Consider the following 16,139-nt stretch of genomic DNA (forward strand, 5'->3'; position numbering starts at 1 on the left):
TGGGGTAAGTACTTGTAAAAAAGTAAGTGCAAATCTAACTTTGCTTCATCAAAACACAAAATATGAAATACATTATCACCGGGTCGTTAGGCAACATCAGCCTCCCCGTTACCAAAGATCTGATCGCTGCCGGCCACCAAGTGACCGTTATCAGCAGTGATCCTAATAAACAACAAGCCATTACTGATCTGGGTGCAACGCCTGCGATAGTGCCGGTTCAGGACCGTGATCAGCTTCGTTCAACGTTCGCCGGTCATGACGTGGCCTATCTCATGATCCCAAGTATATTCTCTCTTGATGATTATGCTGCCTTTCAACTCGAGGTAGCTGATAACTACATTGATGCGCTTACCTCGGCCGGTATCAATAAGGTGGTGCTGTTAAGCAGCATAGGTGCGCATTTGCGTAAAGGTGCCGGCCCGATAGATGCCCTGGGCTACCTGGAAGAGAAGCTGGCTGCATTACCTGGCCTGCAAGTGAAGATACTTCGTCCATCGTATTTTTTCAACAACCTGTATAGTTTGATCGGTATGATCAAGCATGCCGGTATAGCTGGTAACAACTTTGGGAACACTGATGAGAAACTGGTGTTAGTAGATACCGACGACATTGCCAGGGTGGCTTCTGAGCGATTGCTTACACCTTTTACTGAGGCACAGACCATCACCTACATCTCCAGCGATGAACGCCATCCGCACGAGATCGCTGCTGTGTTGGGTACTGCGATCGGCAAGCCGGACCTGAAATGGATCACCTTTAGCGACGAGGATGCGTACAATGGCATGTTGCAAGCGGGGCTGAATGAGAGCTTTGCCGGCATGTACCGTGATATGGGCCACGCCTTGCGCACAGGTGCCTTGCAGGAAGACTATTGGCGGTCGAACCATGCACCGCAGGGACAATTAAAGCTGGAGCGATTCGCAGAGCGTTTTGCCGCAGCTTACAACGCACAATAAGTATTTATAGACACCAAGAACGCCGGTATGCGAACATGCCGGCGTTCTTTATTTAAACGCTTACCGAGGCGAGGAACAAAGGGTGATCAAGCTCTTGAGTGACCTGTTATAATGAAAAACGCAAACCACTTACACCAATGGGTTGTTGATCATCAAATTCAACTTAACACTTATGCCATCAACAAGCCGATACAAAACACACTGGGAGGTACAGCCCGACCGTGTGGTCATCTATCCGTACCGTGTATTTAAAACCGTAGCTGCCGTGATCGCGGTATTTTTTGCAGGGATCTATTTCGTTTACTTAAAATATCAGAACTACGGTATCAATGCACAGTTGCCTTTAGCCATTTTTATGGTGGTGATCGTATTGCTTTTCTGGGGTTATGGGGCTACCCATATCGAGTTCGATAACAGCACGGGGCGCATGCGCAAATTACTGATGGGATTTCTACCCGTGGCCAACATCCCTTTTTCAGAGCTGCAAGGCATTAACACCGTGAGCAATGTGAGCGGTGGATATAATTATCGCGTTTTCCGTAAGAACGCGCGTTACGGTAAGGGTATAGTGGTGTCCTCGGGTTACCACAAGAACGATGATGAAAATGCGGTGGCGTTCGTTAATGAGGCGGTGACCACCATTCACGGCTATCTGGGCGGTCACCGGTCGCCGGCCGATGATGTGCCCGAATACATTACCACATATAAGTATTTTGACCAGCGCGATGGTATTTACGTGATCAAGAATAAAAAGATAGGCGCGATCATTATCGGCGTTATATTTTTAGCCATAGGTGGCGTTATCCTTACCTCTGATACCAATACCGTCACCTCTAAAGTGGTTATCGTGGGCATCATGGTGTTCATTGCGGGCGTCTTCATTAACGCTGCGTTCACCAATGTTACTTTTGATACCAGTGCTCAGGTCATACAACGTAAAGGGCCGCTCGGTATGTTGGATCGTCGTTATGCGTTTCGCGATTTTGTAGGCATACAGACCCTGCGCCGTTCAACTAACCTGGTGTACACCGGTACAGATGTGAACATGTGTTTCAACGTGCCCGAAAAAGCCGATAAGCAGGAGGTGTTTTCCATTAGTACACTACGCAGAAGCAGTGACATCGAGCGATTGGTTCAAGAGATCCACCAGATCATGCGCCGATGATCTGATGGACCTTACAATATACGGTGGCGTATAGTTTTACGCTTTGTTTAGTTGGGTATTATACAACGTTTTGCCAGTAACGCTGATCACCTTAACGTTCAGTCGTTTTTCGTCGATAGAGAAGTACATGAAGCCATTTTCGGAAGCCTGAAAGCGGCTCATGGCAATGCCTTCGGTAACGTGTGTCAATTCTGATCCTGCACCAGAGATGAATTGATGAGTGTAACCCTGCGGCTTTAAGTGCTGCATGGAGTGCTCGTGGCCTGACAGGTAAAGGTCTACCTTTTGCTTTTCTAATATCGGTCCAAGACGCTCTCTGATAGCCAGCGTATCATAGTTGTTGATACGCGGACCTACCGTATAAGTAGGGTGGTGGCCTACCACGATCTTCCACTTCACATCATCAGAGGCATCCTGAAGGGTCTTTTCGATCCAGGCGAGTTGCTTTTCAGGATGCTGGTCCTTATAGTCCTGTACAATGGCCTGGCTATCGATCATTACAAAAAGAGCTTTTGCTTTCGTTTTGCCGATGGCCACCTCTTTGGTGTAGTACCTGGATGGCATATGCCACCTGCGGCTCACCTTGCCGTAGCGGATCTGGGCGTCAGGCTCTGAGTAATAATCGTGATTACCCAAAATAGCGAACCAGTCGATCTGCAGGGAATGAGCAGTATATACGTTCTCGAAAGAGTAGTGCCACAGCGGGTCGTTCTCACTCACTACGCCTTTAGGGTAGAAGTTATCACCTACGGAAACGATAAAATCAACGGGATTCACTCTCGCCCAGTCGCCCATGGTCTTGGCGGTCTCCAATTGTAAATTCTCACCGTTGCGGCCCCAATCACCAATGGCTAAAAAATTGACCGGGAAGCCGTTAGGGTCAGGCCCCATGGCCGATAGGTCCTCACTTTCTAAATGGGTTACCTGTGTTTCGGCCAATGTAGTGAGCGGTGCGGCAGCAATGGATGCGCTAAGGGCAGTAAGCGTAGTGCTTCTAACAAAATCTCTGCGTTTCATGAAATTGGGATGAGCAAGAATGCGTTCAAATGTACAGCCCGCAATATATCAATAATGGCCCAATTGTGCCATCCCATCAATGTGAAACTATAGTTAAGCTTGTATCATTAGAGGGCCTGTCGGAATTCTGGCCTGCGCATGCGGTAGCAGTTCATGGCCGTTCGGCCCAATTGAGCTACCAAACGGTAATTGACGATAGAGCCTACCGCCGCACCCACTACCGGTAACAGTTGAGCCATTTTGGCCAGGTCAATGTAGTCGCGGTATTCCTGCTGAAAAGTGTACCAATCGAATAGTTCCACATTGTCAGGCAAGCTGTCAACATAGTTCGTCCAGTTACTCATTAGCTCATACACTTTATTACGATTTTGCTGCCCGCTAAAGGCCAGTTGAAAGATGTATAAAATGTACAGCCGCTCCTTATGGTCCCGAACATCGTGGCCGTATAGGGAGGCGATATCGAACAAGAGTTTGATCTTGATGCCCATCAGTGCAGGCAGATCGGCAAGTCCCATCAGTATGCCGCCTGCGCCGGTAATGGCGCCTTCAACACTGGCGGTCTTTTGGTAGGTATCGATCTGCCCCTTTACGAGGGCCTCGCGCATTTGTAACGAGGTATCGGCCAATGGTGCCTTGGTCATGTACTTGGCACCAAATAGCACCGCTTTCACCATCTTTTCGATCACGGTGGTGATGGTGGCATGAACCTTATCTGGTATCACCTGGTTGATCTTGTTCTGCACACCTTTCGACAGCCGATCGGTCAAGGAGGGCTTTTGCTGCATCTTATGCTGCCAGAATTGTAACTGTATTAGTGCTTGTTGCTCGTAGTCGTCCATAAAGTGCATATGATGGTCGAACCTTACTCAAAACTTTTCTTAGCCTTCTCGATCACCTTCACCAGGTCAATGCCATCACCCAGCACACCTTTAAAAAGGTCTCCGGTCTCCTTCAGGCGGTCGAAGGCGTTAAAGATGGTGAAATCTTTCATGGTTAGGCCAGGCTTCACTTCATCCCAACTTAACGGCATGGACACGGTGGCGCCTGGTTTGGGCCTCAACGAGTACGCGCCTGCGATGGTAGCACCGGGGCGATTCTGCAAAAAGTCGAGATACATTTTGCCTTTACGGGCCGCGATCTTACGTTCCAGGCTGGTGAAATCAGGCAGTTCCTCATGCACCTTATTCACGATGATACGCGCAAATAACTGCGACTGATCGTAGCTGTACTGGCCTTTTAATGGGATATAAATGTGGATACCCGTAGAGCCCGATGTTTTGACATAGCAGGGCACATCAATGGCATCCAATACCTCTTTGACCTTGCAGGCCGCTTGAATGACCTGTTCAAAAGTGTTCTTGTCAGGGTCGAGGTCGATCACACAAAAGTCGGGGCAATCGGGCGACTGTATACGGCTGAACCAGGGATTCATCTCGATACAGCCCAGGGAAGCCATCCACAATAAGTACGATTCATCTGATCCTACCAGGTATTCCTTGTGCTCGCCATCGCTGGTGGTGTAAGGGAAGGTCTTGTCGATCCATTCGGGAGCTTTACCCTTTACATCCTTTTGGTAAAAGCTTGGGCCATGTATGCCGTTAGGAAAGCGATTGAGCGACATAGGCCGGTCAAGCAGGTAGGGCAGTATATAATCGGCTATGCGGTAGTAGTAATTGAACATATCCCGTTTGGTGATATTGTCCTCAGGCCAGTAAACCTTACTCAAATGTGTGAATTTGAGGTCATGGCCGCATATCTTACGTACTTGTGTCTCTTCGGTAGGGTTGAGCAATGTCTTCCGTTCATTGCTGGCAGGTGGCTTAATGCCGGCACGTGCCTTAGGCTTTTCGGCAGGCGCATCTTTTTCATGCACAACGTTGTCCGTGTCCTTTGGCGTCTCCAAAACTACATCCTTGGCCTTTTTATCGGTGCGCATGCCTTTAAATGAGGCCTGGCGGAAAATGCCATCGCTGGTCACCTCAGCGTAATTTACCTCGCCTACCAATTGGGGCTTCAGCCAGGTAGGTTTAGCACCCATGCGCTGCGGCCGGAAGCGTGAAGGCTTATCCACATCAGGCTCTGTCTCAAAAGGTACCTTATCGGTGATGAGTGGCTCGAACTGTTCCATCATTTCGGTCTGCATCTTGGCATTGAAGCCTGTGCCTACTTTGCCTGCGTAAACCAGCTTTTTGCCATCATAAAGGCCCATTACCAACGCGCTGAAGGGCTTACTGGTACCCGCATTTTTAGTGAAACCGGCGATCACCACCTCTTGCCGGCGTTGTACCTTGATCTTGAGCCATTCTTTGGAACGGAGGTCGGAAGTGTAAACACTGTCGGCCTTTTTAGCCATGATGCCCTCCAGGCCTATTCGTGTCGCCGCATCAAAAAATTCGACCCCGCTGGCCGTGAACACCTCGCTTTTGCGCAAGCGGTCATCATCGGCAGGGAGTATCTCTTTTAAAATGGCCTGGCGTTGAATAAGCGGCAGATCCATCAGGTTCTTGCCCTGGTACCACAATATATCGAACACATAGTAGACCAGGTGGCCGTCGGCCTCGCTGCGCCAGTTCTGGAGGGCGCCAAAATCTGACAGACCTTTGTCATTCAATACCACGATCTCGCCATCGATCACCGCATCAGTATTCCACTTTTTGAGCAGGTCAACGATGGGGTAATATTTATCGAACGGGATATTGTTTCGGGAAATGAGTTCGGCGCTATCCTTGCCCACTTTGGCTACGGCCCGATAGCCGTCCCACTTTACTTCGTAAACCCAGTCTGGATCATCAAATGGCTCATCGATCAGGGTGGCCTTCATGGGTCTGATGTCCTTGGGGATGGCGGCTTTGGGTGCGTTCTTCAATAATTTCGCTACCGATATATCCTCAGTTTCGGCAGTGTCTATCTTTTCTGCAAGTTTCTGGTCGGCCTCTTTGGGAGATTCCTTTTTATTGGTCTTTGTTGAGGTTTTCTTACTTTTTGTTGGTTTTTCCAGGTTTTCCTCATGGCCATTCTGCCACACCTTATCACTGGTCTTTTCCATCTGAGCAATGGTCTTGTCAGACAGTACTGACCGGTCCTTTTTGGTGATGTCGGCCGTTGATGCGAACTCGTCTTTATGTTTGATCATGAGCCACGAGTCGGCACTGCCCATGCCATGGGTCTTCACCAGGGCGAACTCGCCTTTCAACTTTTCGCCGTGGAGTTTGATCTTTAATGAGCCCGACTCCAGCTGTTTCAACAAATGTTTCTCCTGGGCCTTTTTGCCTTTGATCTCCTCGATCGGTTCGTAGGTGCCCTGGTCCCAAACGATCACGGTGCCACCACCATATTCACCTTCGGGGATGATGCCCTCAAAGTCGCGGTAATCAAATGGGTGATCCTCTACCCGCATGGCCAGGTGTTTCACCTTAGGGTCGGTCGACGGGCCTTTGGGTACCGCCCAACTCTTAAGCACACCTTCCATCTCCAGCCTAAAGTCATAATGCAGGCGTGAGGCATCGTGCTTTTGTACCACGAAGGTGAGGTGGTCCTTGTCGTTGCTTTTACCGGCTTTGGGTTCTTTGGTCTTTTTGAAGTCCCGTTTTTGATTATATTCTTTGAGGCTCATGGTAGTGTGTTATGGTGTGGCTTATATCATAACATTGCGCTTTTTGTAAAGTTTCGCGTATTGGGCCACCATAAACTTAACCCGCAGTTGGCCTACGCTTAGTATTGGGTGCCTACCTTTAGGCATCAGTTCATGACAGAGGTTTATGAAAGACAACCCGATCAAAGTGGCGTTCTTTGCCGAGGTGCTTACCCCGGACTTTGACGGCGCCGTGCGCACCATGTATCAACTGATCCAGCGCATCGATCGTTCGCGGTTCGAGTTCTTCTTCATTGCGGGCACGGGGCCCGACCGGCTGAACGGCTTTGAATGTTTAAAGGTGCCTGCAGTGACGCTGCCCATCAATACCACTTACAGCATGGCCCTGCCGGTACTGGCACAGGGCCGTATCAAGGAACGGCTACAGACGTTCGCGCCAGATGTGATCCATATCGCTACCCCATCGCCGCTGGGGCATTATGCGTTAAAGATGGCCCGGCAACATAATATCCCGGTGCTGACCATTTACCATACCCACTTCATCGCTTACGCCCAACATTACTTGAAGCACCTGCCTTTCCTGGTGCCTGGGGTGAAACAAATGATCGCCGATGGTTACCGCAGCTTTTACAACCAATGCCAAATGATCTACATGCCTACGGTAAGTATGTGCCATGACCTGGCGCAGATCGGCGTTACCCCGCATCATTTCAAATTATGGAAACGCGGTATCGATATCCGGATGTTCGACCCATGTAAACGCGATATGCACTTGATGCGCCAATTGACCGGCAATGATCACCCGGTAGTGCTATTTGCCAGCCGGTTGGTTTGGGAAAAGAACCTGGAGACACTGATGCGCATCTACCGGCAACTGCAGCAGCGTAGCCCCAATGTCAACTTCGTGGTGGCGGGCGATGGTGTGGCCATGACCGAATGTAAGGGCGCTATGCCCAACGCCATTTTTACTGGCAAGGCGGATCATGAGTTATTATCAGTGCTGTATGCCAGTGCCGATGTCTTCGTTTTCCCGTCCACATCAGAGACCTACGGCAATGTGGTGCAGGAAGCCATGGCATCGGGCCTGCCCTGCGTGATCGCCAATGGCGGTGGCTCGGCCGAGTTTGTGGAAGATGGGATTAACGGCTTTAAGTGCGACCCGAATGATGAAATTGCTTATGTGGAGAGGATCATGCTGCTGTTGCAGGATGATGGCCTGCGCCAGCGTTTTGGTGAGAAAGGCCGACGACAGGTATCGCAATGCAGTTGGGATGCGCTGGCCAGTGAATACTTTGAAGACATCGCCGCGTTAGCATGCGCAAATGAGCCAGTATTGGCTTGAGTTGCCCGAGTGGGCCTTCCAAAATTATTGTTAGCTTTGCATTAACTAATATGCAACACCGTTCAAGCGACAGCCCTGTCACACCACCTTGATCACCAGTGGTCATCATTTATTATCCTTTGCTTTCTGAAGCATAAGGGTAGCAGTTAGTTCCCTTTATTTCTGATCATCTTTTTCAGGCTATACCCTGTATGGCCAAAGTATTATTTTATGTCCTTTACACTTCCGCATTTGTTCGATCTTAAAGCCAAGGTCAATTATAAGAATGAGATACTGGCCGGGCTCACCGTAGCCATGACCATGATGCCCGAATCGTTGTCCTTTGCAATACTGGCCGGTTTCCCGCCGTTGGTAGGGCTTTACGCAGCATTCATTATGGGATTGGTCACCTCGGTACTGGGCGGCCGGCCCGGACTCATATCCGGTGGGGCAGGGGCCACGGTAGTGGTGTTGGTGGCTTTGATGAAGAGCCACGGCATCGAGTACGTTTTTGCCGCTGTTGCGCTGGCCGGCGTGATCCAGATCCTGGTGGGTGTTTTTAAGCTGGGTAAATTTATCCGTCTGGTGCCGCAGCCTGTGATGTATGGCTTTGTTAACGGTTTGGCCGTCATCATTTTTACGGCTCAGTTAGAGCAGTTCAAAACCGTGGTGAACGGACAGGTGAGCTGGCTGGTAGGTACGCCACTGCTCATCATGGCGGGGTTGGTAGCACTTACTATAGCTATCGTCATGGTCTTTCCGCGCATCACCAAAGCGGTGCCACCCTCGTTAGTGGCTATCATCGTGGTGTTCATCATTGTACTGGTGTTCAACATCCCGACCAAGACGGTGAAGGATATAGCCGCCGTTAGCGGTGGTTTCCCGCCGTTCCATATCCCTCAGATCCCGTTCGGTATCGATACCCTGAAGATCATTTTTCCGTACTCGCTTATTATGGCGGGTGTTGGCCTTACCGAGGGACTGCTGACCCTTAACCTGGTAGATGAAATGACGGCCACCCGTGGCAACAGTAACCGCGAATGCGTGGCGCAGGGTACTGCCAATATCCTCAACAGTTTCTTTTTTGGGATGGGTGGCTGCCCCATGATCGCGCAAACGTTGGTCAATCTATCGGCTGGCGCAAGAGCAAGGTTATCGGGAATCATCGCTTCGCTCACAATACTGCTGATCATCTTATTTGGTGCGCCGGTGATCGAGCGGGTGCCTATGGCGGCGCTTACCGGCGTCATGATCATGGTGGCCATTGGTACCTTTGAGTGGGCCAGCTTTCGCATTATCAATAAAATGCCACGGCAAGATGTATTTGTAGGCATATTGGTGGCGCTGATAACCGTGTGGCTGCATAACCTGGCGCTGGCCGTACTGGTGGGCGTCATTATATCGGCATTGGTATTTGCCTGGGAGAGTGCCAAACGCATACGGGCCCGCAAATACACTGATGCGCAGGGCGTGAAGCACTACGAGATATACGGCCCGCTCTTTTTTGGATCGGTGACCGCCTTTAACGAAAAATTTGAGGTAGATACCGACCCCGCCGAAGTGGTGATCGATCTTAAGGATAGCCGCGTGGCCGACATGAGCGCCATTGAGGCTCTTAATAAACTGACCGAGCGTTACCACAAAGCAGGTAAAACGCTTCACCTGAAACACCTCAGTGCCGACTGCCGCCAACTGCTGCGCAATGCCAACGAGGTGATAGAGGTGAACATATTGGAAGACCCTGACTACCGCGTAGCGACCGACCGCTCCTGAGCCATCACGTTAATTCGATCGGTCGCACTGGACCGATACTCAGCTACATGGCAATGTCATGCCCCATGCGCGGGTCTTCGGGCAGGATCTCCATATCGGGGTAGTCAATATATTCGGCGTACCAGCGTATGGCGCTCACCACGTCCAGCGCATCATCAGGCGTGATATTAATGGTTTCGAACGCGTACAATTTTTTCTTGGCGTACGCGAACAGTTGGATCTCGTTCTCATCCGGTGCGTAGTCTTCTTCGGTAACGCAGTAAACCTTGACCTTGAGTGCTGTGTCGCGCGAATGGATCACATCACGGCAAGGATCATTAGGGTCGGTAGCTAAAAGAAATACGTTGTGGTCCATAACCAGTAAATGATTGATACGGTTCAATAATATTACCATTTAAACAACTTTATGTTTTAATGATATTTTAATGCGTCTAACGCCATTTTTTCGAACAAAACACTTGGTGCGGTGTAGTTTATAGATAATGTGAAAGCGCAATGAAGAAGTTAAGATATATGATACCGGTATTATTATTATTTGCACTGGCCAGCTGCGGCGAGAACCCGCATAATACCTTTGGTGGCCCGTCAAACAACCCGCACGATACATCAGCTTCCCGGCGTGATACCAGTTCCGTGAGTACGCGTACCGATGGCCACGAGCGATAAGCGATAATAGAACGATGAGTTGTGGAAATGACCGGGAATAAATTCCACATTCTACAGTAAATATTTCCCCATAGTAAACTCAAGTGATTGTTAAAGGCAACTTAATTAAGTTAAATGGGCGTTTTTAACCTTTGGTATAAAAATTGGATATATGAAAATGCCCTACTCAAAGGGCTGTTTTTCATAGGTAGATGTAGAGTCGGATAGCTGCGAGAGTGATTCCGACTTTTTTATTTAGAAAGAATTTTTTCGCCTTAACCCTTCCGCGCCAAAACGTAACAGATCTTTAGAGGTGATGTAACCTACCGTATTGAGCACGATCTGCCCTTTACTATTCATAATGATGAGCGTAGGGTAAGCCCGCATACCCCATTGCTGCGCCAGTTGCGGGTGGTTGCCCCGCTCCATATCTAGCGCTACGTTCACAAAATTCGAGTTAAAGAACTCCGCAGCTTTAGGATCTTTAAAGGTCGTTGCCTTGAGCATTTTGCATGGACCGCACCAGGTAGCATAAGCATCAACAAAGATGTATTTATGCTGCGCCGCAGCTTGTTTAAGCGCCTCGGGCCATGAGTTCTCGATAAAGTTGATCTGGGTGTTTTGACCCCGGCTGATCAGCGTGGCCGTTACCAGCAGTATGATCAGTGATGCGCGTTTAATCATTGATGTCATATTCCATAAAAAACTCCACCTGGTTTTCCAGGCGGAGAGTTATCAGCTATTATTTATTAATTAGGGACGGAAAGGGCGTTGCGGCCTTTGCTGGCGCTGTTGTTCCTGCTGCTGCTGTTGCTGCTGGCGTTGTTGTTCACGCTGTTGCTGTTGTTGTTGGCGTTGTTGTTCTTGTTGCTGCTGACGCTGTTGCTGTTGTTGTTGGCGTTGCTGTTCTTGTTGCTGCTGACGCTGTTGCTCCTGCTGTTGACGTTGTTGTTCTTGTTGCTGCTGACGCTGTTGCTCCCGTTGTTGGCGTTGCTGTTCTTGTTGTTGCTGACGCTGTTGCTCCTGCTGTTGACGTTGAATCTCTTGTTGCTGTTGACGTTGTTGCTCCTGCTGTTGGCGTTGCTGTTCTTGACGCTGTTGCTCTTGCTGTTGACGTTGCTGTTCCTGCTGTTGCTGGCGTTGTTGATCCTGTTGTTGCTGCCTTTGTTGCTGTTGCTGCTGCCACTGTTGGCGACGCATATCCTGCTGCTGACGTTGTTGCTGCCACTGCTGGCGGCGTTGTTCCATTTGCTGGCGCTGCTCGTCAGTAGGCTGGCCTTGCTGTCCCTGCTGCTGACGTTGTTGCTGCCACTGCTGGCGACGTTGTTCCATTTGTTGGCGCTGCTCGTCAGTTAGCTGGCCTTGCTGTCCCTGTTGTTGACGTTGTTGTTGCCACTGCTGGCGACGTTGTTCCATTTGCTGGCGCTGCTCGTCAGTTAGCTGTCCTTGTTGGCCGTTGTCGCTACGTTGGCCCCATTGCTGGCGGCGTTGGTCATCACGGCCTTGCTGGTCTTGCACGGCACGTTGCTGGTCGGCCACCTGCTGCTGATCTTGTTGCTGGCGGCGGCGCTGATCTTGTTCGTAACCGATGCGGTCGGTCTGCACGCCATTGCGGGTAGGGCGGCCATTATTACGGTCGTTGCCTTGCGGGCTGCGTCCGTTAAAGCGTGGGTCAGGGTTGTTCACTCTTACCACGTTGCCGGCATCATTGCTGCGGGCGGTGTTGGCCAAGCGACCCGCGTTCTGGCTATTGGTAGCAGCGCCACGGCGGTCACGCGCACCGATCCTCCAATCAGGGTGAGCATTACGGTATGCGCTGCCATCCACCACACGGGCAGGGCGGGCATCGCCACCTCTGCGTACCACTGGGCGGTATATATTGATGGTGGTGTTGTTCACATAACTGCGTGATGGCCTGTTGATGTTACGAATGTTATATACCTGTACCCGGTTGCGGGTCACGCGCTCAATGTCGGCAATGCGTGGTCCGCAGGCATGTCGGCTGTTGTTACGCTCATAGTAATTGTTGATCACCGTGGTGCGGCTAAATATACTGATGATGCGTGGTCTTGGTACATAATAATTGTAGATCACCGGACTATTGATGTATATCTGCGGGGCAAAGGTCCAGTAGTCATAAGGAATACTGGCGCCAAAGCTAATGCCCGGGCCTAACGGAGCCCAGCCGTAATAATAGTCATCATCGGTACGCCAATCCACCCAGGCTGGTCCCCATTCATAGTCGGGGATCCATTCCCAGCCGTAGTAGTCGTCAAAGCGCCAGCGGCCGTAATGGAAAGGAGCCCAACCCCATTCATAGTCAGACACCCAGGTGTTGCCATACTCGGTCATGGCCCAGTGTCCGTTGGTAGCGTAGGGTTTAAAGTCGCTATCTACATCGGGTACCCAAACGGTGCCGTACTGGTCGTCATTTACCCAGGTGCCATAAGGTTGTAACTGGTCGTAAAAATCCTGGAAAGTTATTTGGTCGTTCTGCGCCGATGCCTTTTGTGGGACAGCCGCCATGGTGAAGATCACCATGACGCACAGATATATGTATTTGATCAGCGGTCTCATTCCTGTTGCTTGTTAATTAGTGTGTTCGGTAAGTATGACACTATTTATCATCAAGCGTTTAACGGTGTTCAATGTTTACCTTTTATTGACCCTGTGTCAGATATGCATATAAAGCGCCGGTGTATGCTTGCGCAGAAGCAGAGCCATACGGTGAGTGAACTTTTTTCTTACTTTTACATTGATTTAGCTAATAGATATTTTATTATGAGCACTGTAAATATCCCGAGGTTAGACCTCGATACCTATAAGAACGGCGATGCCGAAAGCCGTAAAAAATTCTCTGACGCTATTGGCGCGGCCTTTAACGATACCGGTTTCGTGACCATCACCAACCACGGATTAAGCAAGCAACTGATCGATGACCTGTACGCTCAGGTGAAAGCCCTGTTCGCCCTGCCCGAAGAGATCAAGCTGAAGTATGAAAAACCTGAACTGGCCGGCCAGCGCGGTTACACCAGCAAGGGCAAAGAGACCGCTAAAGGTTTCAAGGTGCCCGATCTTAAAGAGTTTTGGCAGATCGGCCAGACCGTTACCGACGGCGACCCGATCAAAGAACAATATCCTGACAACGTAGAGGTAGAGGAGCTTCCTGAATTTAACCGCGTGACCCGCGAAATATATCAAAAGCTGGAAGAGGCCGGTATGATGCTACTTGAAGTCATTGCCGTTTACCTGGAGCTGCCGAAAGACTACTTTAGAGACAAGGTGCACAACGGTAACTCGATCTTGCGTACCCTGCACTACTTCCCGATCGAGGATCCTGATGCTTTGGCGCCTGATGCCGTACGTGCCGGTGCCCATGAGGACATCAACCTGATCACCCTGCTGATCGGTGCCAGTGCCGATGGTTTGGAAGTGCTGACCCGCGATAACGAGTGGTTCCCGATCAAAGCCCATGGTGAGGACGTAGTGGTTAACGTAGGCGATATGTTGCAACGTTTGACCAATAACAAGTTGCGCTCGACCACTCACCGTGTGGTGAACCCGCCACGCGAGCAAATGAAATTTTCACGTTTCTCGGTGCCATTCTTCCTGCACCCGAAATCCGACATGGATCTGACCAGCCTGCCGGGCACCATCGATGAGCAGCACCCTAAGGTATACAGCGATATGACCGCCGGCGAATACCTTGACGAGCGCCTGAGAGAGATAGGCCTGAAAAAATAATAGAGCTTAAAAGCAGAAAAGCAGCCAGAGATGGCTGCTTTTTTTATTGGATAGTATTTAGCCGAATATTAATGGTCGACCTATCGGCTTTACTTATTCATCTCGCTTTCAATAGCGCGGTAAAATTCGTTGCAGTGTTGTGAGCCAATGATGTAAACCAACCCGTCGCGATCGGTCAGGTGAATGGCCTCGTTACCGGCAGTATAGAAACGGATAGTACCTTTGCTGTGCAGGTTATAAACCGGGTTGTTCACCAGATAGCGGCTGTAGGTGCCTTTCTCCACTTTAACGATGCTGTTAAGGTCTATCTTCACCAGTTTGGTGGTCCAGAGACCGTTCAAAAGGATGCTGCCATTCTGCACCTTGATGCTAAAGTGCACCACAAAACCTAAAATGATCGAGATGATCACAATGGCGAAACCTACCACTACCAACAGGTCGGCGTTGCGTTCGTTAGGGTCGGTGAAAAAGAAGACGGCAAAACAAAGCATGGCCAACACCAGGCGTATGGTCACGGGGATCCATTCGCGGCCGAGGTATTGTTTCTCCAAAAAGACCGGTTTGGTATTGCTCATGGCTTGATATTGATGCCGAAGATAACAACTTTTTTGGTTCGGCCTGTTAATTTGTAACGGTCGCTCATGCGGTGGCCAGCCACCCAGATCACTTCCTGGTTACCGTTGACGAGTATAGGTATACGTGTTTTTTGATGTAAAGGTATCTTCAGATCAATAAAAAGATTGCTTAATTTTTTGGTACCCGTCATGCCCAGCGGCACTATGGTGTCGCCCTGTTGCCAGCTGCGTATAGTGAGCGGATATACCAGCAGGTCGGCATCTACGTAGGCCAGGTCTCGGTCGGGAATGATCGGTGTATTGGCCTCCACCTGCTCTATGCTGAGTTGATGATCACTCCAGTTCAAAAGCGTATCACCCTCATTGATCAGCACGGTGTGGGGCTCATCTTTTTCCAGCGGCGTAATGATCACTTGATCACGATCCAGTACCATTCGGTGTGTACTGGATGCGAAGCTGCGGCCGCTGTGCTTATCTAAGGAGGCCAGCAAGTCATCTACCGTGGTATCATTAAAGCCATGATCTTTCAATAACTCACACATCAGCAGGCGCTGCGGTTCAAGGGTCTTGATATCGCTGATCAGGAGGCGCACCGCGTTACCTTGCTGATGCCAAATACGTTGTTTTGCTAAAGCTACCTGTTGAGCGAGTAATCGCTCCAGTTCCCTGAAATGCGTCAGGTTACGTTCAAAGGTGCTTTCGAGGTTAGGGTTCAGCTCCTTCAGTTTAGGGATCACCTCGTGGCGCAGTTTGTTGCGGGCATATTTGGTAGAGGCGTTAGAGCTGTCTTCCATGTAAGCCAGTTGCTCCTGCGCTATGGTGGCGGCTATCTCCTCGCGGTTCATGAACAGGAGTGGGCGTACCAGGTGGCCATTGCGGGGTAAAATGCCATGTAACCCGGCAATACCGGTGCCCCGGGTAAGGTTCAACAATATTGTCTCGATCGCGTCGTTTTGGTGATGTGCCAGCGCAACGGCCTCATAACCATGCCCTATCCTGACCTCTTCGAACCATTGATAACGCAGCTCACGGGCCGCCATTTGTATCGACATCCTGTGCTCAGCAGCGTAGGCCGCGGTATCAAAGTTGGTGGTGTAAAAAGGAACTTCCAGTTGCCGGGCCAGCAGGTGACAGAACTGCTGCTCAGTATCGGCCTCGGCACCACGCAACCTGAAATTACAATGAGCTATGCCAAACGTATGGCCGGCAGCCTTTAATAAATGAGCCAGCAACACCGAATCCATGCCACCACTCACTGCGGCTATAACTGGTGTTTCGGCCGTAAAAAGGCCGTTCTGTTGCACGTATGCAGTAAAGCGATCTACCGGCACCATGGTCAAAATTATTAATT

Annotated in this window: 14 protein-coding genes; 6 read left to right on the top strand and 8 right to left on the bottom strand. The window is 50.1% G+C overall.

Features of this window, described 5'->3' with window-relative positions:
• The first annotated feature begins 62 nt into the window (after positions 1 to 62).
• Positions 63 to 956: an SDR family oxidoreductase gene (locus LLH06_RS02715; RefSeq protein ID WP_228171726.1), complete on the top strand. Its 894-nt coding sequence runs from the start codon at positions 63 to 65 to the stop codon at positions 954 to 956.
• A gap of 172 nt (positions 957 to 1,128) precedes the next feature.
• Positions 1,129 to 2,121 (top strand): hypothetical protein, encoded by a 993-nt coding sequence (locus tag LLH06_RS02720; RefSeq protein WP_228171727.1) that lies wholly within the window; start codon positions 1,129 to 1,131, stop codon positions 2,119 to 2,121.
• Between the two features lie 36 nt (positions 2,122 to 2,157).
• Here LLH06_RS02720 and LLH06_RS02725 read toward each other — a convergent pair whose 3' ends face one another.
• The 3 genes from LLH06_RS02725 to ligD all read right to left on the bottom strand — a co-directional run bounded on the left by LLH06_RS02725 (position 2,158) and on the right by ligD (position 6,751).
• Positions 2,158 to 3,138, bottom strand: a complete 981-nt coding sequence (locus tag LLH06_RS02725; RefSeq protein ID WP_228171728.1) for a purple acid phosphatase family protein — start codon at positions 3,136 to 3,138, stop codon at positions 2,158 to 2,160.
• Positions 3,139 to 3,245: 107 nt separating this feature from the next.
• Entirely contained in the window at positions 3,246 to 3,977 is a 732-nt protein-coding gene (locus LLH06_RS02730) for an EcsC family protein (protein WP_228171729.1), read from the bottom strand.
• Positions 3,978 to 4,000: 23 nt separating this feature from the next.
• Positions 4,001 to 6,751 (bottom strand): DNA ligase D, encoded by a 2,751-nt coding sequence (gene ligD, locus LLH06_RS02735; RefSeq protein WP_228171730.1) that lies wholly within the window; start codon positions 6,749 to 6,751, stop codon positions 4,001 to 4,003.
• A 145-nt stretch (positions 6,752 to 6,896) separates the two neighbouring features.
• Here ligD and LLH06_RS02740 point away from each other — a divergent pair, with 145 nt between their 5' ends.
• Together LLH06_RS02740 and LLH06_RS02745 are read left to right on the top strand one after the other, a co-directional pair.
• Positions 6,897 to 8,072: a glycosyltransferase family 4 protein gene (locus LLH06_RS02740; protein ID WP_228171731.1), complete on the top strand. Its 1,176-nt coding sequence runs from the start codon at positions 6,897 to 6,899 to the stop codon at positions 8,070 to 8,072.
• A 210-nt stretch (positions 8,073 to 8,282) separates the two neighbouring features.
• The gene (locus LLH06_RS02745) at positions 8,283 to 9,824 is read left to right on the top strand and encodes a SulP family inorganic anion transporter (protein WP_228171732.1); all 1,542 of its coding nucleotides are present in this window, start codon (positions 8,283 to 8,285) and stop codon (positions 9,822 to 9,824) included.
• Positions 9,825 to 9,867: 43 nt separating this feature from the next.
• Here LLH06_RS02745 and LLH06_RS02750 read toward each other — a convergent pair whose 3' ends face one another.
• On the bottom strand, positions 9,868 to 10,179 hold the full coding sequence (locus LLH06_RS02750; RefSeq protein ID WP_228171733.1) for a hypothetical protein: 312 nt from the start codon (positions 10,177 to 10,179) through the stop codon (positions 9,868 to 9,870).
• Positions 10,180 to 10,319: 140 nt separating this feature from the next.
• Between LLH06_RS02750 and LLH06_RS02755 the strand changes: the two genes are divergently transcribed.
• A complete protein-coding gene (locus tag LLH06_RS02755) occupies positions 10,320 to 10,490 on the top strand; it encodes a YajG family lipoprotein (RefSeq protein ID WP_228171734.1) in 171 nt (56 codons plus the stop codon).
• Between the two features lie 234 nt (positions 10,491 to 10,724).
• On the opposite strand, the gene LLH06_RS02760 is transcribed toward LLH06_RS02755, so the two are convergent.
• A complete protein-coding gene (locus tag LLH06_RS02760; RefSeq protein WP_228171735.1) occupies positions 10,725 to 11,153 on the bottom strand; it encodes a thioredoxin family protein in 429 nt (142 codons plus the stop codon).
• Between the two features lie 69 nt (positions 11,154 to 11,222).
• A complete protein-coding gene (locus LLH06_RS02765) occupies positions 11,223 to 13,046 on the bottom strand; it encodes a DUF6600 domain-containing protein (RefSeq protein WP_228171736.1) in 1,824 nt (607 codons plus the stop codon).
• Between the two features lie 204 nt (positions 13,047 to 13,250).
• Between LLH06_RS02765 and LLH06_RS02770 the strand changes: the two genes are divergently transcribed.
• Positions 13,251 to 14,213: an isopenicillin N synthase family dioxygenase gene (locus tag LLH06_RS02770; protein WP_228171737.1), complete on the top strand. Its 963-nt coding sequence runs from the start codon at positions 13,251 to 13,253 to the stop codon at positions 14,211 to 14,213.
• A gap of 89 nt (positions 14,214 to 14,302) precedes the next feature.
• On the opposite strand, the gene LLH06_RS02775 is transcribed toward LLH06_RS02770, so the two are convergent.
• Both LLH06_RS02775 and tilS read right to left on the bottom strand, forming a co-directional pair.
• Complete coding sequence (locus tag LLH06_RS02775; RefSeq protein ID WP_228171738.1) at positions 14,303 to 14,788, bottom strand: hypothetical protein; 486 nt, start codon at positions 14,786 to 14,788, stop codon at positions 14,303 to 14,305.
• Positions 14,785 to 16,122, bottom strand: a complete 1,338-nt coding sequence (gene tilS / locus LLH06_RS02780; protein WP_228171739.1) for a tRNA lysidine(34) synthetase TilS — start codon at positions 16,120 to 16,122, stop codon at positions 14,785 to 14,787. The genes LLH06_RS02775 and tilS overlap by 4 nt, the downstream gene beginning before the upstream one ends.
• Positions 16,123 to 16,139 lie beyond the last annotated feature (17 nt).

It is taken from the genome of Mucilaginibacter daejeonensis (genome assembly GCF_020783335.1).
GTDB classification, from domain to species: domain Bacteria; phylum Bacteroidota; class Bacteroidia; order Sphingobacteriales; family Sphingobacteriaceae; genus Mucilaginibacter; species Mucilaginibacter daejeonensis.

Bases quoted from the DNA above. Each gene is read 5' to 3' on its own strand.
- LLH06_RS02715 (WP_228171726.1), top strand. From the start codon at position 63: ATGAAATACATTATCACCGGGTCGTTAGGCAACATCAGCCTCCCCGTT.
- LLH06_RS02720 (WP_228171727.1), top strand. From the start codon at position 1,129: ATGCCATCAACAAGCCGATACAAAACACACTGGGAGGTACAGCCCGAC.
- LLH06_RS02725 (WP_228171728.1), bottom strand. From the start codon at position 3,138: ATGAAACGCAGAGATTTTGTTAGAAGCACTACGCTTACTGCCCTTAGC.
- LLH06_RS02730 (WP_228171729.1), bottom strand. From the start codon at position 3,977: ATGGACGACTACGAGCAACAAGCACTAATACAGTTACAATTCTGGCAG.
- ligD (WP_228171730.1), bottom strand. From the start codon at position 6,751: ATGAGCCTCAAAGAATATAATCAAAAACGGGACTTCAAAAAGACCAAA.
- LLH06_RS02740 (WP_228171731.1), top strand. From the start codon at position 6,897: ATGAAAGACAACCCGATCAAAGTGGCGTTCTTTGCCGAGGTGCTTACC.
- LLH06_RS02745 (WP_228171732.1), top strand. From the start codon at position 8,283: ATGTCCTTTACACTTCCGCATTTGTTCGATCTTAAAGCCAAGGTCAAT.
- LLH06_RS02750 (WP_228171733.1), bottom strand. From the start codon at position 10,179: ATGGACCACAACGTATTTCTTTTAGCTACCGACCCTAATGATCCTTGC.
- LLH06_RS02755 (WP_228171734.1), top strand. From the start codon at position 10,320: ATGAAGAAGTTAAGATATATGATACCGGTATTATTATTATTTGCACTG.
- LLH06_RS02760 (WP_228171735.1), bottom strand. From the start codon at position 11,153: ATGATTAAACGCGCATCACTGATCATACTGCTGGTAACGGCCACGCTG.
- LLH06_RS02765 (WP_228171736.1), bottom strand. From the start codon at position 13,046: ATGAGACCGCTGATCAAATACATATATCTGTGCGTCATGGTGATCTTC.
- LLH06_RS02770 (WP_228171737.1), top strand. From the start codon at position 13,251: ATGAGCACTGTAAATATCCCGAGGTTAGACCTCGATACCTATAAGAAC.
- LLH06_RS02775 (WP_228171738.1), bottom strand. From the start codon at position 14,788: ATGAGCAATACCAAACCGGTCTTTTTGGAGAAACAATACCTCGGCCGC.
- tilS (WP_228171739.1), bottom strand. From the start codon at position 16,122: ATGGTGCCGGTAGATCGCTTTACTGCATACGTGCAACAGAACGGCCTT.